The sequence below is a fragment of the Aquimarina sp. Aq78 genome (assembly GCF_900299525.1).
In the GTDB taxonomy this organism is placed as follows: domain Bacteria; phylum Bacteroidota; class Bacteroidia; order Flavobacteriales; family Flavobacteriaceae; genus Aquimarina.
On the sequence record NZ_OMKA01000003.1, the window covers coordinates 69,777 to 90,668 of the forward strand.

General features: G+C 33.1%; 19 protein-coding genes. 9 read left to right on the top strand and 10 right to left on the bottom strand.

Annotation, left to right across the window (positions count from 1 at the left end):
- Positions 1 to 2: 2 nt before the first annotated feature.
- From DG435_RS05275 to DG435_RS05285, 3 genes are all read left to right on the top strand, one after another.
- Entirely contained in the window at positions 3 to 371 is a 369-nt protein-coding gene (locus tag DG435_RS05275) for a 6-phosphogluconate dehydrogenase (protein WP_106792983.1), read from the top strand.
- A gap of 36 nt (positions 372 to 407) precedes the next feature.
- Entirely contained in the window at positions 408 to 950 is a 543-nt protein-coding gene (locus tag DG435_RS05280; RefSeq protein WP_024771170.1) for an acyl-CoA thioesterase, read from the top strand.
- Positions 951 to 1,020: 70 nt separating this feature from the next.
- Positions 1,021 to 1,401, top strand: coding sequence for a cytochrome c (locus DG435_RS05285; protein WP_106792984.1), 381 nt, complete (start codon positions 1,021 to 1,023; stop codon positions 1,399 to 1,401).
- Positions 1,402 to 1,498: 97 nt separating this feature from the next.
- On the opposite strand, the gene DG435_RS05290 is transcribed toward DG435_RS05285, so the two are convergent.
- Complete coding sequence (locus tag DG435_RS05290; RefSeq protein ID WP_106792985.1) at positions 1,499 to 2,716, bottom strand: S8 family serine peptidase; 1,218 nt, start codon at positions 2,714 to 2,716, stop codon at positions 1,499 to 1,501.
- Positions 2,717 to 3,419: 703 nt separating this feature from the next.
- Here DG435_RS05290 and DG435_RS05295 point away from each other — a divergent pair.
- Complete coding sequence (locus tag DG435_RS05295) at positions 3,420 to 5,672, top strand: TonB-dependent receptor (RefSeq protein WP_106792986.1); 2,253 nt, start codon at positions 3,420 to 3,422, stop codon at positions 5,670 to 5,672.
- Positions 5,673 to 5,856: 184 nt separating this feature from the next.
- On the opposite strand, the gene carB is transcribed toward DG435_RS05295, so the two are convergent.
- The gene (carB, locus tag DG435_RS05300) at positions 5,857 to 8,709 is read right to left on the bottom strand and encodes a carbamoyl-phosphate synthase large subunit (protein WP_106792987.1); all 2,853 of its coding nucleotides are present in this window, start codon (positions 8,707 to 8,709) and stop codon (positions 5,857 to 5,859) included.
- A 101-nt stretch (positions 8,710 to 8,810) separates the two neighbouring features.
- Positions 8,811 to 8,969, bottom strand: a complete 159-nt coding sequence (gene rpmH, locus DG435_RS05305; protein ID WP_074410140.1) for a 50S ribosomal protein L34 — start codon at positions 8,967 to 8,969, stop codon at positions 8,811 to 8,813.
- A 176-nt stretch (positions 8,970 to 9,145) separates the two neighbouring features.
- Here rpmH and DG435_RS05310 point away from each other — a divergent pair, with 176 nt between their 5' ends.
- The 3 genes from DG435_RS05310 (at position 9,146) to DG435_RS05320 (ending at position 11,511) form a co-directional block, all read left to right on the top strand.
- Positions 9,146 to 10,030 carry a DUF6263 family protein gene (locus tag DG435_RS05310; RefSeq protein WP_108840565.1) on the top strand — a complete coding sequence of 295 codons (885 nt, stop codon included), beginning with the start codon at positions 9,146 to 9,148 and terminating at the stop codon, positions 10,028 to 10,030.
- Positions 10,031 to 10,038: 8 nt separating this feature from the next.
- On the top strand, positions 10,039 to 10,554 hold the full coding sequence (locus DG435_RS05315; protein ID WP_106794844.1) for a lipopolysaccharide assembly protein LapB: 516 nt from the start codon (positions 10,039 to 10,041) through the stop codon (positions 10,552 to 10,554).
- 150 nt (positions 10,555 to 10,704) lie between these two features.
- Complete coding sequence (locus DG435_RS05320; protein WP_159025773.1) at positions 10,705 to 11,511, top strand: redoxin domain-containing protein; 807 nt, start codon at positions 10,705 to 10,707, stop codon at positions 11,509 to 11,511.
- A 6-nt stretch (positions 11,512 to 11,517) separates the two neighbouring features.
- Here DG435_RS05320 and DG435_RS05325 read toward each other — a convergent pair whose 3' ends face one another.
- From DG435_RS05325 to DG435_RS05335, 3 genes are all read right to left on the bottom strand, one after another.
- Positions 11,518 to 11,886, bottom strand: a complete 369-nt coding sequence (locus tag DG435_RS05325) for a sulfite exporter TauE/SafE family protein (RefSeq protein WP_106794842.1) — start codon at positions 11,884 to 11,886, stop codon at positions 11,518 to 11,520.
- Between the two features lie 211 nt (positions 11,887 to 12,097).
- The gene (locus DG435_RS05330) at positions 12,098 to 13,048 is read right to left on the bottom strand and encodes a lytic transglycosylase domain-containing protein (RefSeq protein WP_106794841.1); all 951 of its coding nucleotides are present in this window, start codon (positions 13,046 to 13,048) and stop codon (positions 12,098 to 12,100) included.
- A gap of 67 nt (positions 13,049 to 13,115) precedes the next feature.
- The gene (locus DG435_RS05335) at positions 13,116 to 13,787 is read right to left on the bottom strand and encodes an alpha/beta hydrolase (RefSeq protein WP_106794846.1); all 672 of its coding nucleotides are present in this window, start codon (positions 13,785 to 13,787) and stop codon (positions 13,116 to 13,118) included.
- 297 nt (positions 13,788 to 14,084) lie between these two features.
- On the opposite strand from DG435_RS05335, the gene DG435_RS05340 reads away from it, so the two are divergent.
- Positions 14,085 to 14,396 carry an N-acetyltransferase gene (locus DG435_RS05340; protein ID WP_106794840.1) on the top strand — a complete coding sequence of 104 codons (312 nt, stop codon included), beginning with the start codon at positions 14,085 to 14,087 and terminating at the stop codon, positions 14,394 to 14,396.
- 79 nt (positions 14,397 to 14,475) lie between these two features.
- Here DG435_RS05340 and mtaB read toward each other — a convergent pair whose 3' ends face one another.
- Positions 14,476 to 15,789, bottom strand: coding sequence for a tRNA (N(6)-L-threonylcarbamoyladenosine(37)-C(2))-methylthiotransferase MtaB (gene mtaB / locus DG435_RS05345; protein WP_106794839.1), 1,314 nt, complete (start codon positions 15,787 to 15,789; stop codon positions 14,476 to 14,478).
- A 156-nt stretch (positions 15,790 to 15,945) separates the two neighbouring features.
- On the opposite strand from mtaB, the gene DG435_RS05350 reads away from it, so the two are divergent.
- Positions 15,946 to 17,553 carry an ABC transporter substrate-binding protein gene (locus DG435_RS05350; RefSeq protein WP_106794845.1) on the top strand — a complete coding sequence of 536 codons (1,608 nt, stop codon included), beginning with the start codon at positions 15,946 to 15,948 and terminating at the stop codon, positions 17,551 to 17,553.
- A gap of 242 nt (positions 17,554 to 17,795) precedes the next feature.
- Here the strand turns inward: DG435_RS05350 and DG435_RS05355 are convergent, their stop codons facing one another.
- From DG435_RS05355 to DG435_RS05365, 3 genes are all read right to left on the bottom strand, one after another.
- Positions 17,796 to 18,977: a GlmU family protein gene (locus DG435_RS05355; RefSeq protein WP_106794838.1), complete on the bottom strand. Its 1,182-nt coding sequence runs from the start codon at positions 18,975 to 18,977 to the stop codon at positions 17,796 to 17,798.
- A gap of 788 nt (positions 18,978 to 19,765) precedes the next feature.
- Positions 19,766 to 20,017, bottom strand: a complete 252-nt coding sequence (locus DG435_RS05360; RefSeq protein WP_024771186.1) for a type B 50S ribosomal protein L31 — start codon at positions 20,015 to 20,017, stop codon at positions 19,766 to 19,768.
- A gap of 136 nt (positions 20,018 to 20,153) precedes the next feature.
- Positions 20,154 to 20,630, bottom strand: a complete 477-nt coding sequence (locus tag DG435_RS05365; RefSeq protein WP_106794837.1) for a hypothetical protein — start codon at positions 20,628 to 20,630, stop codon at positions 20,154 to 20,156.
- Positions 20,631 to 20,892 lie beyond the last annotated feature (262 nt).

The window sequence follows — 20,892 nt, forward strand, 5'->3', positions numbered from 1 at the left end:
AAATGAAAAAAATACTCGGAATACTCATCATTGTAATCTTAGCTCTTTTTGCAGCATGGTATGCATTTATATATTATGCATCTTATAGCGAAGGAACCCGAAGTGGCGAGCTCATAAAATTTAGTAATAAAGGAGTGGTGTTTAAAACCTGGGAAGGCGAAATTAGTCAGGGGATCTCTGGAGCGCAAATATTTAGTTTTTCTGTTGAAAGCCAGAAAGAAGACATTATTAAGAAACTCGAAAAATTTCAAGGTAGATATGTAAAATTAAAATATAAGGAACGTTTTGCTAAAATTTCCTGGCTTGGAGACACAAAATATTTTGTAATCGATGTTGTTGAGGAAGACTCTCCTCACTTTAGAAATAAGTAGTACAATTCTTATATTATCAACTAAATGAATACTAGAATGAAAAAGTACAAAACCAATACCGAATCCAGAGTAACTATTTCAGAATTGATGCTCCCCTCCCATTCTAATTTTAGTGGAAAAATACATGGTGGCTATATCTTGTCTTTGATGGATCAAATTGCTTTTGCATGTGCTTCTAAACACTCAGAAACCTATTGCGTGACTGCTAGTGTCGATAAAGTAGATTTCTTAAAACCTATTGAGGTAGGTGAACTTGTAACCCTTAAAGCATCTGTTAATCATGTAGGCAATACCTCTATGGTAGTAGGTGTACGAGTCGAATCAGAAAACATACAGACCAGTAAAGTAAAACATTGCAACTCTAGTTATTTTACTATGGTGGCCAAAAATGACAAAGGCAAAAGTGTGCCTATACCCGGATTGATATTAGAAAACAAAACTTCGATACGTCGTTTTGTAAGAAGTATTATACGCAAAGAAGATGCAGTTACAAGGCGTAATCGTTTCAAAGACTCAGAATTTGACCCCGAATCCCATTTCGAAATCCTTGACCAATATAATGTAAAGATCGACTTATAATTAAATCAAGATCATTACGTTATACCATCTATTAGCAAAATCTTTGTATATTTCATATAAAAACCCCGTTATGGAAAATATATTCAAAAAATATTTAATGCTACTTATAGCTATACTTTGCTTTAATTGTAGCAGTGGTGATGATAGTCCACAACCTAATCCGGATCCAGATCCTGATACAAATCCAAACCCAAATAAAATTACGACATATGATGCAGATGTTAAGACTATTATAGATAGTCAATGTGTACGTTGCCATACCGTTCCTGCTCAAAACGGAGCTCCTTTTCCTATGCGTAATTTCACAGAAACTATAGTTGGTGTGAATAGAGATCTTGTACTTTTAGTCAACTCAACAGGAGTAAATGTAATGCCTCCAGAAGGTAGGTTGCCTCAAGCCACAATAGATATTATCCTGGATTGGGAAGCGGATGGTTTTCTAGAAAAATAACATCATAATTCTTTAGAATTTCTACTTAAAATACAAAAAAGAGGCTGGAGTTACCCAGCCTCTAAATACATACTCAAAAATATGAAACTACCGTATATTAATTTGTGGTAGCTATAGGAGCCGTATGGCCTCCTTTACTTACGGAACCATCTGTTCCTGTACTGTTACCTCTTAGCAATAGTATTCCTGCCACATGTGGTGACGCCATAGAAGTACCAGAGATTCTATTAAATTGTCCGTTTAACCATGTAGACCATACTTGGGTACCAGGAGCCCAACGATCTACACTTCTTCCGTAATTAGAAGTTCCTGCAGGACCATCATTTCTGGTCATGTTACCCACATTCCAAGAGTTTCTAGTTCGTAATCTTTGTGGTGAATAATACTGTGTATCATCATTACTATTACCTGCAGCCATAGCGCCATAAGTTGTTCGCTCTAGGTTTCTAAAAGCATTGTCTGTAGCTGCATCAGTATGACGATTTCTATATCCTATACTATAGTTCCAGGTATCTCCATTTCTTGCATTTCTGGCAACATAATCTACACCTCCAAGTATACTTGCATCACTACCGCTACCCTGCGCATTTAAAACTCTTACAGAAACAACTGTAGCACCATAAGCTACACCAATAACTCCAGAACCATTATTTTTTGCAGCAACAGTTCCTGCTACATGAGTTCCGTGTCCGTTTTGATCTTGCCATGATCCACCAACAAAACTTCTGCTTCGGTTGGTATCAATATTTAAATCACTATGAGGTGAGATTCCACTATCAATAATCCAGCAAGTTCTACCAGCACCATTTGCTCTACCTACTCTATTTATACCCCATGGTAAAAAGTCTCCACTCGGTAACCAAGAACCTTTGTTCGCTGCTTTATTATGCACAGTCGCGGGAAGGGCCTTAACTGGTGTTCCCATTTCAACATCCAGTGTTCTAATATAATTAGGCTGGATATATGCAATCTCAGAATCATTTTTAAGCATTTCTACCTCCTTTACAGATAAGTTTTCTACATGAAAACCTTGGATAGCACTGCTATAGGTTTGTTTTATATTATCCTCTGCTATCGCATATTTAGATAATGTTTGCTGGGATTTAGCTTTCATACCAGCACTTTTACCAGATAGAGATTTATCTTCTTTATAAATTACAATATACTCTCCAGGTACTGCCTGATCTGCTCCGACTTCATCAGTGGTATCTACTCCGGTTTCGATATCAGTAACCCCATCAGCATCTTTTTCGCAACTATAAAAGAGGAAAGAGAAGACTGTTAGTATACTTAAAATTCTCAGTTGAGTTTTCATTATTGTTTGATTTTTTGTGTTAAACGTTTGATTCTAAAATTTAAATTAAAAGTTGAGCTCTCATTAAAATTTGTTGTTCAAAAGTAAAGATTAATTCAAATAAACAAATACGGCAAACACGTAACAAACAGCTAGTTATGGCTCTATTATCGTCCTTAAATCAGATGAATCACCTCCTGATTTTCAATAATGCAACACTGTTGCATTATTGAAAATCAGGAGGTTAAACGAAAAAAGAGAATGCCTAAATAGAAGAAAATTTCAGAAGAAAAAACCAATACTAATTTAATGAAATTTAACACTATTTAACACTGCGTTAACCTTAAATTAATGAATTAGTGAATCTTATTCGGAATAAATCAGCATTATTTTTATGATATTCTTATTCACAAATCGACATTATACTCAAGTTTATAATCATTTATTTATGCATTGAAACAAAAAAAACGTTGTTCAACACTTTCACTCACGATCGAACATTAGATTTTATATGATTCCTTTATAAGAATCTAAAAACTAACACTTTCTAAATTCTCCTCTATAAACTCATTTCCATTTCCTCTAAAAGCAATTTCAACTTTTCTTATTATTCCTGCCTTTATATTGTATTGACATCTAAGTTTTTCATCTAAATAATGATAATTATCATTATTTAGATTTAATTAAAATAAAATATTTGCGTCATAATTCAACTATTCAAAAAATGAAGCACATTTTTATTCTTCTACTATTATTATCAAATATTTTACGGGCCAACGATACATTCGATATTTCGGGAAAAGTAACAACAAATAACGAATCCTTACCTTTTGTGAATATATACTTAAAAGGTACTAAAACAGGTACAGTAAGTCAGGAAAACGGAAATTTTATAATTGAAAATATTCCTGAAGGTGATTATGTTTTAGTAGCATCTTTTACAGGGTTTAAAACATTTCAAAAACAAATCTCTTTACAAGGAAAGAACATTATCATTGATATCAATCTTGAAGAGGTTGAACTTCTTGATGAAATCGTAATAACCGGAACTCTGAAACCCGTAAAAAGACTCGAAAGCCCGGTTCCTGTAGAAGTATATTCACCAACTTTCTTAAAAAAGAATCCCACTCCTAATATTTTTGAAGCTTTACAAAATGTAAATGGTGTACGCCCACAGATTAATTGTAGCGTATGCAACACTGGTGATATTCATATAAATGGTCTAGAAGGCCCCTATACTTTGGTTTTAATCGATGGTATGCCTATTGTTAGTGGTTTATCAACTGTTTATGGGCTTTCTGGAATACCAAACTCCTTAATTGAGCAAGTTGAAATAGTTAAAGGTCCAGCTTCTTCTCTATATGGTAGTGAAGCTGTTGGTGGATTAATTAATGTAATTACAAAATTACCAGAAAACGCTCCCATATTTTTTGCCGATAGTTATGTGACAGATTGGGGAGAAGCAAATTTTGATTTGGGATTTAAAGCAAAAGTTGGCAAAAAATCCAATATGCTTTTCGGAGCTAATTACTTTAATTACTCAAATCCGATTGATAATAACAATGATAATTTTACTGATGTTACTTTACAAGATAGAATTTCTGTTTTTCAAAAATGGGATTTTTCCCGAAAAAACAATCGTGTGTTTTCTGTAGCCGGACGTTTCTTTTATGAAGATCGTTGGGGAGGCGAAATGCAATGGACTCCAGAATTTAGAGGTGGTAAAGACATATATGGCGAAAGTATTTATACAACTCGTTACGAAGTAATTGGTAAATATCAATTGCCGATAGAAGAAAATATGGTGTTTCAGTTTTCCTACTCAGATCACGATCAAAATTCTGCTTATGGAGATACTTTTTATCTAGCAAAACAGCGTATTGGTTTCGGGCAATTAACTTGGGATAAATCCAAACAAAATCACGATCTTCTTTTTGGTGCGGCAATGCGCTATAATTATTATGATGACAATACACCTATCACAGAAAATTCAGATAAAATTGTAATTCCTTCCTTTTTTGCTCAAGACGAAATAACTATAAGCGAAAAACATAAACTATTACTTGGAGCAAGATATGATTATGACAAAAGACACGGTAATATTTTTACTCCAAGATTAGCGTACAAATTTAAACCCACAGAACACGACATTTTTAGACTAAACACAGGAACAGGTTTTAGAGTTGTAAATTTATTTGCAGAAGAACATGCTGCTTTAACAGGTTCTCGGGATGTAATCATAGAAGAAGAATTAAAGCCCGAAAAATCGTATAATGTTAATGTTAATTATCTAAGAAAATTATACACCAAAAACAGTATGATTATTGGTATTGATGCTTCTGCCTGGTACACTTATTTTACCAACGCGATCTTACCAGATTATGACACCAATCCAAATCAAGTTATTTATGATAATTTAAATGGTTCTGCCACAAGTAAGGGATTAAGTGTTAATTTAGATGCTGTTCTATCTAGTAACTTTAAAGCTTTGGCTGGATTTACAATTCAAGACGTATCTCAAAAAGAAAATGGTATTAAACAACAACAAGTACTTACCGAAAAATATTCTGGAACCTGGACTATTTCTTATAAAAACTTCAATTATAATTTTACTATTGATTACACAGGAAATCTATATGGCCCAATGCGTTTACCTGTTTTGGGGGAGTTAGATCCAAGAAAAGATGAATCTAAAGTTTGGAGTATCCAGAATATTCAACTAACCTATGATGGTTTGAAAAGCTTTGAAGTATACGGTGGAGTAAAAAACTTGTTGAACTGGACACCTAATAAAGGTAATCCTTTTATCATAGCAAGAGCCAATGATCCTTTTGATGAAAATGTGGTTTTTGACACTAATGGTAATGTCCTTCCTACAGCAGACAACCCTTATGGATTATCTTTTGACCCAACATATATTTATGCACCAAATCAAGGTAGACGTTTATTTATAGGTTTAAGATATAAATTAGATTAAACTATAAAAGTTATATGTATTACTAATACCAGTCTCCATCTATAAACATGAACTCAAAAAATAAAACACAAAACCTGATTAAGAAAGCTATATATTTTCTTATGCCTAAAACGAGTTAAATAAATAAAAAAACCAGATTGTATACTTAACAATCTGGTTTTTTATAATTTCTATATATAAAGTATTATTTACTCAAATACATTTTGCGTCTCGAATATAGATCATAAAACTGATCGTCTTTAAGATCGTCAATAAACAAAATACTCTCTCCTGTACTTTTCATTTCTGGACCCAATTTCTTATTAACATTAGGGAATTTATTGAAAGAGAATACTGGTTGTTTAATCGCATATCCATTTAGATGGGGTTTGAAATCAAAATCTGTCACTTTCTTTTCTCCCAGCATTACTTTGGTTGCATAATTCACATAAGGTTCTCCGTATGCCTTAGCAATAAAAGGTACTGTTCTCGAAGCTCTTGGATTTGCTTCAATGATATATACTGTATCATCTTTGATAGCAAACTGAATATTTATTAATCCCACGGTATTTAAGGCCAGAGCAATCTTATGTGTATGATCTTTAATCTGTTGCATCACAAACTCTCCCAAATTAAATGGAGGTAATGTAGCATTAGAATCTCCTGAGTGAATTCCACACGGCTCTATATGCTCCATAATTCCTATGATATACACATTTTTACCATCACATATTGCATCTGCTTCTGCTTCGATCGCACCATCCAGATAGTGGTCTAATAGTAATTTATTATTAGGGATTTTGCGTAATAAGTCGACAACATGCTCTTCTAATTCCTGCTTATTGATTACAATCTTCATTCCTTGCCCTCCTAATACATAAGATGGTCTCACCAAAATTGGAAAATCCAAACGATCTGCCACTTCAAGTGCTTGATCTGCAGTTTCTGCAATATCAAACTCAGGATATGGAATATTGTTTTCCTGTAATAATTTAGAGAAATGTCCTCTATCTTCAGCAAGATCAAGTGATTGGTAACTTGTTCCTATAATCTTAATTCCGTAGCGATCTAACTTTTCAGCAAGTTTTAATGCCGTTTGACCACCAAGCTGAACAATTACTCCTTCTGGTTTTTCATGCCTAATAATATCATAAATATGTTCCCAAAATACAGGTTCAAAATATAATTTATCGGCAGTGTCAAAATCGGTAGATACAGTTTCTGGATTACAATTGATCATAATCGTTTCATATCCGCACTCTGCAGATGCCAAAACGCCATGCACACAACAATAATCGAACTCGATTCCTTGTCCAATCCTGTTAGGACCTGAACCTAAAACAACAATTTTCTTTTTATCACTAACAACACTCTCATTAGACACATATTTTTCTCCTTCTGGTGTTTCTATTTCTGCTTCAAACGTAGAATAGAAGTAAGGAGTTTCGGCTTTAAATTCTGCAGCACATGTGTCTACTAATTTATACACTCTTTTTATCCCCAACTCATCCCTTTTGTTGTAGACTTCACTTTCGTAACATCCTACCATATGAGCTATTTGTCTATCTGCAAAACCTTTTTGTTTAGCTTCCAGTATTAATTCTTTAGTAAGGGATTGAATGGTATATGTCGAAACTTCTTTTTCAAGATTATATAATTCCTCATACTGTTTTAGGAACCACATATCTATTTTTGTGATTTCGTGTATTCTGCTTAATGGGATTCCCATCTGGATAGCATCATAGATTACAAATACACGATCCCAACTGGCATAGGTAAGTTTATCTATAATTTGATCATAGTCTTTATACCCTTTTCCATCGGCACCAAGTCCGTTTCTTTTAATTTCTAAAGACTGAGTCGCTTTATGCAATGCTTCCTGAAACGATCTACCGATTGCCATTACTTCTCCAACAGATTTCATCTGGAGTCCTAATGTACGATCAGATCCTTCGAATTTATCAAAATTCCATCGTGGTATTTTTACAATTACATAATCTAATGTAGGTTCGAATAAAGCCGAAGTAGATTTGGTAATCTGGTTATCTAATTCATCCAGGTTATATCCAATAGCCAGCTTTGCTGCTATTTTAGCAATCGGATATCCTGTTGCTTTTGATGCCAATGCAGAAGAACGAGAAACTCTAGGATTAATCTCGATCGCAATAATATCTTCATTTTCATCTGGGCTTACTGCAAATTGTACATTACATCCTCCTGCAAAATCTCCAATACTACGCATCATATGGATCGCCATATCACGCATACGCTGAAAAGTTTTATCACTTAAAGTCATTGCGGGAGCAACTGTAATCGAATCTCCGGTATGGATTCCCATAGGATCCATATTCTCTATAGTACAAATAATAACTACATTGTCATTATTATCTCTTAACAATTCTAATTCATACTCTTTCCACCCGATAAGAGCTTTATCAATCATTACCTCATGAATTGGAGAAATCTCCAGTCCACGTGTTAATAATTCATCAAAATCTTCTTCCTTATAAACAATAGACGCGCCTGCCCCACCAAGTGTATATGATGCTCTAATTACAAGAGGAAATCCAAATTCCTGAGCAATCTCTTTTCCTTTTAGATAAGAATTGGCAGTTGCCTGAGGAGCCATTGGAATCCCAATAGAAAGCATTAGTTCTCTAAACTGCTCTCTATCTTCAGTAATATTTATAGCATCAATATCTACTCCTATGATCTCTACTTCAAAATCTTTCCATATTCCTTTTTCATCTGCTTCAATACAAAGATTAAGCGCAGTTTGGCCTCCCATAGTGGGTAATACAGCATCAATCTGAGGGTGTTCTTTCAGAATCTGTATTATTGACTTAGTATTTAACGGTTTAAGATATACATGATCCGCCATAGAAGGATCTGTCATAATAGTAGCAGGATTCGAATTGATCAGGATCGTTTCTATCCCATCTTCTCTTAAAGAACGTAGTGCTTGTGTACCAGAATAATCAAACTCACACGCTTGACCAATAACAATTGGTCCCGATCCTATAATAAGTATACTTTTTAGTTTTTCTCTTTTTGGCATGTAATAACAGTATTGGCTTTTCCTATAAAATTATGTATTAGATATAAAAAAAGGCGTTACCTATAAAGTAACACCTTCAATATTTTTAATGAACGTTATCATTAGTGCTTATGTCTTAGTTCAGACGAAACAGATATTTTCTTTCTTCCTTTTGCTCTTCTACGAGCCAACACCTTTCTACCATTTGCAGAAGCCATACGCTCTCTGAAACCGTGTTTGTTTTTTCTCTTTCTCTTCGATGGTTGAAACGTTCTTTTCATTGCTATATATCTTTATAAATCTTCTTGAAATATCTAATTTGATCTTTTATGAGAACTTCTTCCCAAAACTGCGGGCAAATATACAAAGAGTTTTTACTTTGACAAACGTAAATATCAAATATTTTTTATCCAAAAAAATTAGTTTCTTTGCACAAGAAAATCGCAATCCTATTTTCATGAAAAAATCAATCATTTTTATACTAGTACTGATACTATCAATTACTGGATTTTCTCAAGCTACTTTGCAATATAATTTAAATATTGGAGATTCTTTTGCAATTCGTCAGGATTCTGAACAGATAATTACGCAAGATATTTCTGGAGCAAAGCAAACAATCACAAATGATATTAGTGCAGAGATGTCTTTTGTAGTGAAAAAAATAGAAAATAGCCTGTTTTATATAGAAATGAAATATCAAACACTAAAAATGAAAACGAGTTCTCCTACTTTAGGAGTTCTTATGGATATGGACACTTCTATAAAACCAGATTCCACCGATATACAAGGCCTTATTTTTCAAGGACTTATTAATTCCCCTATTACCATGGTAATGCAAAAAAATGGCAAAATTAATGCTTTAGAGGGAACAGAAGTCCTTATTGATAATATGATAAAAAATGCTGGTATTACAGAGCCAAATGCTGTGGCGCAAGTACGCACTAGTTTAGACCAACAATGGGGAGATAACCAATTATTAGGTAATTTTGAGCAAATGACCTATATCTATGGTGATAATAAAGCTACATTGGGTGACCAATGGGAAAATGAGTATACCGGTAAAATGAAAAGCAAAAATAAATGGAATATTGCTTCAATTACGGATGAAAATGCTACTATTGCAGCTACATCAGAAGTAGAAATGGAAAATGTAAATGCTAGCGCTACCGTAATCGTATCGGGTTCTCAAAAAGCAATGATAACTGTTAATAGCAAAACAGGGCTTATGCTAGAAGGAAACACAGAAGGTATCTGCAAAGGAAATACACTAATCTCTACCATGCCAGATACCAAAATACCTACATCAATAAAATTTAAAAACAACTACAAAACAATAAAATAAGGTTTAAAATGTACAATAAAAATATAAAATTAGTAATCGCAGCAATCGTTACCGGAGTAGCAATATGGCAGATAGTAGAAGGATATGTAGGTAATGGAATTATGCTTATTTTATTAGCTGCTATTTTTGTCTTTTTATACTTTAAAAACGAATTAATTCTCCTGGCTTTCTTAAGGTTACGTAAACAAGATTTTGAAGGTGCCAAAAAATGGTTAAACAAAATCAAAAATCCCGAAAGTGCTCTTACTGTAAAACAACAAGGGTACCACAACTACCTTCTTGGTATAATGCTGTCGCAAACCAATATCACACAAGCCGAAAAACATCTTAAAAAAGCTATTAAACTAGGGTTATCGATGAATCAGGATCTTGCAGTGGCAAAATTAAATCTTGCTGGTATTGCAATGACTAAACGCCGTAAAAGAGAAGCCCAAATGTTACTTACAGAAGCTAAAAAATTAGACAAACACAACATGCTTAAGGATCAGATAACAATGATGAAACAGCAAATGAAGAAAATTTAGGCATACTAATTGTATTAAAAATTACGTTTAATGATAGTTTAATACAATCTTTAGAACGTTTTTTAATTAAGCTAACATCTAAAGTTTTACACCTAAAAAATGTTATTTTTGATGGCATTATATTACATTAGCTACCGTAATCTATTTATAATGAAGAAATTATTAGTATTAGGAATACTCTCTTTATATTTCAGCAATTCCTTTGCTCAAGAAGAAAGACAAATACCATTTTCGGTTGCTATTTCGGCGCATATCGTAAAATACAACCAAAAAATTGATCTTGCTTATCAAGATAAAGATTTGGAACGTGCTGAATTCTTATTTGACTCTCTGGTAACTAATCACCTTAGTGGAACTTATATGGATAACTTTAATGTATATCCACTAAAAGGAGATCCTATTCTTTTAAGAGATTACGAAAAACCAATTTTTCTTATTACATATGCTTCCTGGTGTGTTCCTGGCATTGGAGAAATCCCTGCGCTAAACGATCTAGCCGATAGATTTCATGATCAGATTGACTTTGTAGTCCTCTTCTGGGATAATAAAGAAAAATTAAAAGAAAAAGTAAAAGAATACAATAGCAACATTCACCTAGTCCACATTGATGAAAAAACCAATCAGGATTCATATATTATCAATAAATTAAAGCACGCATTAGGCTTTCCTATGATGTATTTTATGGGTGGAGATAAAAAGATACTGGATATTAGAAAAATTGTTACTCATCACTCAAGTGAAACACTTAGTAACTCTTACAACATCCACTTTAATTCATTATCAAAAGGCGTTTCTCTTTTAATTGCTGATTTGGATTTAAATACTGAAATAAACAATGCAGAGGCTGAAGCAAAAGAAAATGAAGATCGACGTACAGATGAAGAACGCGATATTGATGAAGAATATGAAAGATATAAACGAGAACAAGATTCTATAAATATCAAAAAGGATAATTAGTAAATTCTATTTCCCAAAAATCATTTTTATCGCTACTATTAATAATACTCCTCCAAAGATTTTTTTTAGTAATGCCTGATTTATAGAAATTGCTAGTTTGCTTCCTAAATATCCTCCAATAATAAAAGTCACTGCTATTATAATTGCGTATTTCCAGTTTACAAACCCTTCCTGATAGTAGTTATATGCAGCTAACAACGTTACAGGGACTGCTAGTACCGCAAGGCTAGTTCCCTGTGCTTCGTGTTGAGAAAAGTTTACCCATAAAATCAGAAGAGGAATCATAATCACACTTCCTCCTACCCCCAATGTACCACTAAAAAAACCTGCTAATAACCCAATTAAAATTAACGAAATAAGTACTGAAGTATTCACACATCTAAATTTTAGTAATCACTTGGTAACTAGTCATAAAATCAAGAACGTATGATCTCAACGTTCTCTTAGTAAAAGTAGTTTCAAACATTTCCATTTACCAGAAATCCAAACAATAACCGACATAAGATATTTTTCTTAATGCCATATCATGTCATATTTCATACTACTTTAGAACAAGCAGCTAACTTAGATAAAAAATCTCAAATTATTATTGTCCGGTTGTAGTTTTGTAATACCCCTCTCTTGGTATTTTTATAAGATACTCTTTACCAGAATGATTATTTAAACGAGCTTCTCTAAGCCAGGGGTTATGTAGTTTTAAAATTTTATAATTGATATCATATTGCTCGGCAAAAGCAGTAAAATCAGCAATAGGCTCATCTACCAAAACATTAAATGTAGGGATATGAGTATATAAATCTTCATTACTAAAATTAAAGCCGTATTTCTTTGGGTTGCTTAAGATTTCTTTCACTGCAACAATTCTAAATACATATCTACCTGTCTCTTCTCCTAATAAAAGATCATAATAGGTAGTCACTTTTTGTTTATCGAGTCGTTTATTAACCCCTGCTCTACCAGCATTATAGGCTGCTGCTGCCAAAGTCCAGGAACCAAATTTTTCTTTTGCTTTTTTAAGATATCTACAAGCCACCATTGTGGATTTCTCGATATGATAACGTTCGTCTACATTTTCATTTACCTCTAGCCCATACTCTTTAGCAGTGCCTTTTAAGATTTGCCAAAACCCTGTTGCTCTTGCAGGAGATACAGCTTGAGTCAAGCTACTTTCTATTACAGCCAGGTATTTAAAATCATCTGGAACACCTTGTTCTTTAAGGATTGGTTCTATAATAGGAAAATACTTATTTGCTCTCTTAAAAAGAAGTAAACCATTAGATTGCCAGTAGGTATTAACCAACAATTCTCTATCCATTCGTTCTCTTATATCTGGATTTTCTATTGGAACTAATTCTCCAGAAAAATTAAGATTATCTGGCATTGCAATAGCATATACATTATAATCATTTATCAATTTTTCTTCTAAAACTTCTTGTGCCAATGGTTTTTCTGGCTGATGGTCTTGTGTAGCATTTACTAAAATTCCGAAGGTGAACAGCACACCTAAGAGAACTAAAAATTTCTTAATTGTTTTCATTACTTAAGTAGATTTTGATTTTATTGGGGAATAAAATTTATTGTACAATATAGCGTAAAAAGTTAGATTAACGCAAGTTATCACTAATTATTTCGGGCAAATGTTTATTAAACCACTTCGCTCTATTTACAATCATAACATGAGTTCCCCCATCAACTGTTATACATTTTTTTATATTTGCGATAGGAAAAACGATATCCTTATCACCATGAATATGAATAAGCTCATCTGGTGTTTTCTCCTGATCCCAGCACACCATTTTTTCAATAGCCCAATCCAAATATCTTTTATCATTAATTGATAAATATTTTTGATACATAGCAGCTCGTTTTTTGGCGAAATCACCAAAAGCTAATTTTTCCCAATTATCTATTTTAGAAACTATTGCTGTAGGCAACAATTTATAGGCCCTGGTTTTTCTGGCAATTTTAATTCGGGTAGGTAACTCAAACTTGTTTTTAACACTCGAAATAATGATAAGTTTCTTTAAATTCAAATATCTACTCATCTCTTGTACCATCACTCCGCCAAACGATACTCCGATCAAAATGCAATTTGTATGTTCAATTTCCTCACACATACGTTTAGCATAATTCTCAATAGATTCGTTCTTATCAGGAATCTTCCAAGGTAGGGTTTGAGTTACAAATTTATCCTTGGGAAGCTTAATATATTCGAATATCGAAACATCTGCTGCCATCCCTGGAACAAAATAAACATGGCTAACTTCCTGCGACATAGGTATTTTAACAGTGGGTATTAAATTTAAAACTCTAATTTTCTTATCTTTGCGTATCAAAATTATAGTATTCCTTTGTTAGAAAAAAGGAAACATTGAGTTAAATTTTTGCAAAAGGGAATTTTAGAACTAACTAATCTTAGTTAGAAGAGGCAAGGTTAAACCTTATTTTTGTTAAGTTAATAACCTTTATTTCAGATAGATATATCTAAAAAACCTTCTCTAATAAGATTGTTATGATTAGTAAGGTTAACTCCTTATAAACATTTGATTAAATACCTCATAATTTTAAAAAATATGGAGAACATGAGTGCTGTTGAATTAGAAATTATCGACAATGAATTTCTAAGACAATTCGAAACTACAATTGACGGTCAAAAAGCAAAGATCGAATACGCGCTACAAGAAAGGAAAATCTTTCTTACTAAACTTGTCATGAGTGAAGAACATCTTGATAAAGGTTATGAACAAGATTTTATCATTGCAGTATTTAATGTAATTCAAGAACGTAATATTAGATTAGTACCTACTAGTCCTATTATTGCAAAATTTATGCGAAAAAACCGAAGGAAATATAAAGATTTACTTCCTGTTGGAATAAACATATAGTTTACTACATTATTGGTACAAAAAAAGTCTGCTTTATCGCAGACTTTTTTTGTACTATATACCGAATTCTTCTTAGTTTTTACGTCATAAAATCAAATCTCACTATCCCATCTTCATCAATAATTGTTAGCCTTATCTCATGCAACGTGTTTACATACAACGGATTCCATGGCATTTTAACTTTCACATAATTTTCGGTAAAACCGTGTATATATCCTTCCTTATTTTCAGATTCAAACAGAACTGTTCTTTCTGTTCCCAACTGGCTTTCATAAAATGCTCTTCTTTTCTTTGCAGATAATCCTCGTAACATTTTACTTCTTTTCTTTCTCACGTCTTGAGAAACTACACCATCTAAATCTGCTGCTACAGTATTATCTCTTTCAGAATAGGTAAACACATGTAAATACGATATATCTAATCGAGACAAAAAGTTATAAGTGTCCAAAAAATGATCATCTGTTTCACCAGGAAAACCAACAATAATATCAACTCCAATACAAGCATGAGGCATTACTTCTTTAATTCTATGTACCCTATCAATATATAGATCGCTAAGATACCTGCGTCTCATCAGTTTTAGAATATCATCGTTCCCAGACTGTAAAGGAATATGAAAATGAGGCACAAAAGTTCTGGAGCCTGACACAAAATCTATAGTTTCATTTTTAAGCAAATTTGGCTCTATAGATGAAATTCGTAATCGCTCTATACCATCGACTTTATCTAACGCTTGTACCAGTTCAAAAAATGTATGTTCATGTTTCTTATTTCCATACTCACCCTTACCATAATCTCCTATATTAACTCCGGTAAGTACAATCTCTTTAATTCCTTTTTCAGAAATTTCTTTAGCATTTTTCAATACATTCTGCAGGGTATCACTTCGTGAAATCCCTCTGGCAAGTGGGATTGTACAATAGGTACATTTATAATCGCAACCGTCCTGCACTTTTAAAAATGCGCGGGTACGGTCCCCAATAGAATAACTACCTACATAAAAATCGGCTTCTTCGATTTCGCAAGAATGCACTTCTCCAAAATCATTCTTAGAAAGATCATTAATATAATCGGTAATTTTAAATTTCTCTGTAGCTCCCAAAACCAGATCTACACCATCAACAGAAGCTAATTCTTCTGGCTTTAACTGGGCATAACATCCCACAGCAGCAACAAAAGCATCAGGGTTTACCTTTTGAGCTTGTTTAACTATAGTTTTAAATCTTTTATCTGCATTTTCGGTAACAGAACATGTATTAATTACATAGATATCAGCATTCTCAGAAAAATCTACACGATCAAAGCCTTCTTTTGTAAAATCTCTTGCAATTGTAGAGGTTTCTGAAAAATTCAGTTTACAACCTAAAGTATAAAAAGCAACTTTTTTTCTCATAAAACATAAGTGTCATTTCCGCAGGGGCAGAAATCTCATTATATTTACCCATACCAAAACTCAAAAATATTGAGTCGCTCTGGAATAAATTTTCAGGGTGCAAATATACCAACAATAATTCGTTTACTAAAATTGAAGTGTATTCATTATTTTTTCATAACTCGTTATTTAACAATAGCTTATATTTTACTAACTCTAATATCTTGTAGAGATTCTTCTCAAGAAAACAGAGATCATTTGATATTTCGGTACAATCAATATGAAAATATAAGTTCATTAGATCCTGCATTTGCAAGAGATGTAGCTAATATCTGGTCTACAAATCAACTGTTTAACAGTTTGATACAACTAGATGATTCATTACATATTAAGCCCGACGTTGCAAAAAGATGGGAAATTTCTGAAGATGCTCTTACCTATACTTTTATACTTCGAAATGATGTAAAATTTCATAAGCACGAACAATTTAAGACCAAAGACAGCACCCGGCATGTTATTGCAGAGGATTTTGTGTATAGCTTCAATAGATTGGTTGATCCCAAAGTAGCATCGCCCGGTAATTGGGTTCTAAAGACTGTAGACACCTATAAAGCTATTAATGATACTATTTTTGAAATCAAACTAAAAAAACCTTTTCCTGCATTTTTGGGATTGATGAGTATGCGGTATTGCTCTGTGGTTCCTAAAGAAGTGGTAGCATTTTACGGGAATCAATTTAGAGCCAACCCCATTGGTACAGGTCCATTTAAATTTAAATTATGGGAAGAAAATATCAAGCTCGTTTTACGTAAGAATGAATTGTATTATGAAAAGGACAAAAATGGCAAACAACTCCCCTATCTCGAAGCTGTAGCTATTACCTTTTTACCCGACAAGCAAAGTGAATTTTTACAGTTTGCCAAAGGAAATATCGATTTATTAAACAGTCTCGATGCTTCATATAAAGATGAATTATTAACGCCTAGCGGTAAGTTGAGAGAGAAATACAAAGACCGTGTTAATATTAGTAAAGGCTCTTATCTGAATTCTGAATACTTAGGCTTCTACCTGGATACAGACAAGAAGGAAATACAATCAGAAATATTAAGAAAAGCTATTAATTATGGCTTCGACAGAAAGAAGATGATCACCTATCTAAAGAATGGCATAGGAACTCCTGCAACACATGGTTTTATTCCCAAGGGGATTCCCGGGTTTAATAGTATTCCTGGATATGACTATGATCCCGAAAAAGCCCGTAGGTTAGTCGAAACTTATAAAAAACAAACAGGAGAAAACAATCCAACCATACGAATTGCAACAGATGCAAATTACCAAAGCATCTGCGAATTTATACAAAGAGAGCTCGAAAAAGTTGGATTAAACATCATAGTAGATGTAATGCCGCCTTCGACAATACGCCAAAAGAAATGGAAAGGAAAACTAGAATCATTTCGTGCCAGTTGGATTGCAGACTACCCTGATGCCGAAAATTTTCTATCGCCATATTACAGTAAAAACTTTACTCCTCACGGCCCTAACTATACACATTTCAAAAATGAGACTTTTGATCGATTATATGAAGAAAGCTTCTTAATAACAGATATCAAAATAAGAGAGCAGCATTATATAAAAATGGATTCTATTATTATTGCCAATGCTCCTATCGTTCCTTTGTACTATGATCAGGTAGTTCGATTTACTCAAAAAAACGTAAAAGGACTCACTAATAATCCTCAAAATTTCCTGGTATTAAAACGAGTATGGAAAGAACGTATTAAATAATTAGGGTTTGATATATGAAAATTCTAAGTATATAATAAAGATTTACAGGACACAGAAATGAGTTGATTTGTCATTCCGTTGAAGAACGGAATCCATTACAACAACTACATAAAGTGGATCCCAGCCTTTAGTTTATCCTGAGCCGAGTCAAAGGGCTGGGATGACAAAAAACAATAAATCACCAACTCTGTAGAGTCTCCCGATTTAGTGAGATAATTATATTATACAAACACAAGAGAGAACTATTTTTCATAACCCTTTCGCCACTGCTTAGTATCTTCAAAAACCTGTTCCAGAATCTGTTCTTCTTGTTTTGTAAACTCGATTTTCCTTCTGGACATAACTACATTAGCCACTTCAAAAGCTTTTTTGGTTAAATAAGTGGTAAAACCTGCACTTCCTCCCCAGCTATAGCTAGGCACAAAATTACGAGGGAAACCTGTACCAAAAATATTGGCATTTACTCCTACAACAGTCCCAGTATTAAACATGGTATTGATACCGCATTTAGAGTGATCCCCCATCATTAAGCCACAGAATCGCAATCCTGTCTTTGTAAAGCTTTCTGTTTCATAGTTCCATAAACGAACTTCGGCATAATTATTTTTAAGGTTAGAGGTATTCGTATCTGCTCCCAGATTACACCACTCTCCTATTACAGAATTCCCCATATATCCGTCATGACCTTTATTAGAGCATCCAAATATTACCGAGTTATTGATCTCTCCCCCTACCTTAGAATGCACTCCAATAGTAGTGCCTCCATAAATCTTTGCTCCCATCTTTACCACAGCACGATCACAAAGCGCAAAAGGCCCTCTAATCATACTGCCTTCCATGATTTCGGCATCTTTTCCTATGTATATTGGTCCTTTACTAGCATTAAGCATTGTAAATTCGAGTTTTGCTCCTTCTTCAATAAAAATATTTTCGGGAGCAATACAATTATTACTTTCAGGAATAGGCTGACTCTCTCTATCCTGTGTTAGTAGTTTAAAATCATCAGCAATCGCTTGTTCATTTTTTGAAAAAATATCCCAGGTATGCTGTACTGTAAACACATCAGTATCATATGCTATTATTTCATAGGTCTCAAAATCTACCTCCTGATCTTCTTTGACGTAAAAAGCGATAGGTTCATCATCGCAAAAAATAGCTTGTTCGGGTTTCAGGTTTTTAATTGCTGTTACCAATTGTTCTGATGGTAAGTAAGAAGCATTGATCATTATATTCTCTGCTAACTCTACCATAGGAAATTTTTCACTTAGGTATTCTTCTGTTACTGTAGAAGTAGTAGATCCCAAATATTTCTCCCATTTCTCACGAATGGTTAATATCCCAATCCTAATCTCGGCAACTGGTCGTGTATAAGTAAATGGTAATAACGCATTACGTGAAGCACCGTCAAAAAGAATATAATTCATGTTTCGATTTCAAAAAATTAGTTAGTTATACGGCTGCAAAAATAAAGACGTTAATATTAAAAATAGTGCTGTTTGACGAATTTATTTGTAAAATAACATAAATAATATTTAAGAGCAGATACGTCACTTCGAGTGAAATTCTGTAAGAATTTAGTATCGAGAAGTACTTTTTAGTTATAAATTTTCTTGTTTTCGATACACCAAATCAGAGATTTGGCACTCAAACTGACGAAAATTTCTTATCCATTATTCACGTTAAAATAATAAAATGCATCAAAATGAAATAGAATTATCCTTTTTTAATTAACGCGAATTTGATGTAAGGATTTAGCTTAAAAAAGCCGTCAAATAAAATTTTCTCCCTTAGATATATTCACGTTCCAAAGCAGAGCTTTGAAAATCTTTTTCTCCAGTATAAGATTTGTTTTGCGTAAAAAAATCTTGAAGCCTTGGAAAGATTTTAGCAGAATCAATCTGGTTTTCAGTATAACTGAAAAATACCTTGAAAAAGTGTCTTTTCTTTTGTTTCGTTTTCTTTGGACAGGCAAAGAAAATGAAAAGAAGATCAAATCTAAGTTATCTACTCGCTCCTCTTCTAACAATCAGCTTACTAAAAAATCACATCAATTGGAGTGTCGAGTTTTTAGGCATAGTGTATCGAGCCCTTCGACACACTTAGGATGACAAGGGTTTGGGATCAAAAAAAACTATTCTCGAGTCAATTTAAATAAGCATAAAAAAAGCCTTTCCAAATGGAAAGGCTTCTTATTATAGTATATACTACTAAATTACTTTTTGAATTTAGCGTATTTGTTTTTGAATTTGTCAATACGTCCTGCAGTATCGATAAGTTTTGATTTACCGGTATAGAAAGGATGTGATGTTCTTGAAATTTCTAATTTCACTAACGGATACTCTACACCCTCTACTTCTAAAGTTTCTTTAGTATTGGCTGTAGATTTAGTTAAAAAAACTTCATCGTTAGACATATCTTTAAAAGCAACTAATCTATAATTTTCTGGGTGAATATCTTTTCTCATTGTAGTATTTCTTTTCTATTTTCGAGGTGCAAATTTACAACTATTTTTTTAAATGCAAAATTATTTTACAAATAAAGAAATGTAAATTAATTGATGCTGTAAACACCTAGCAACTATTTAGAATTTCATTAAAATATTATTCTACCTCGCAACCACAAAAAAAGTCAATCAAAGCAAGAAAAATCTTATCTGCTGTACCAACAGATCCACCTGTTCCACAACATCCATCTGACTTATTTGAGCTTGTTATTACATTTAACCTTAAATACTCAAATTGGCTAGCTATAACATGAAACTCTTCTGGTGTTATATTTAAAGCTACAAGTTGATAATACACATCCAAAAATGCCTGGGTCTGATCCCCAAGAAATCCCTGAACCATAGCCTCCAATTCAACTGAATTCAATGGTGTTGTTACTGATTTTTGAGATACATCTTTAATAAATGCCTCATATTTTCCAGTTTTAACAGCACTATTATTAAACTCAATAATAGTTTGCTTGACCAGGTATTCTTTCTCTGTCAATGAAACTTGTGTAGATTCCTCATCGCGGGAACAAGAAATAACAGTAAGGAAAGAAATTACACATGTAAAAAGTAATAGTTTTCTCATAAATACTAGTTTCGTTAATATATTTTTATACAATTCAAATTGGGGTAAGTAATTCTAAAAAAGTTTGTTTTATCAATAAAACTACTCCTAAAACACAAGATATCAACAGATTAATCCTTAACAATCATTTTAAGCGAATCCCCTTATTTTACGCCTGCTGACACCACATTCACACTACGGTAAAACCGTAATAACTTAGTAAATATACGACAAAAATATGAATTCTATCGATAAAGTGCTACTTTTACAATACCGATACCAA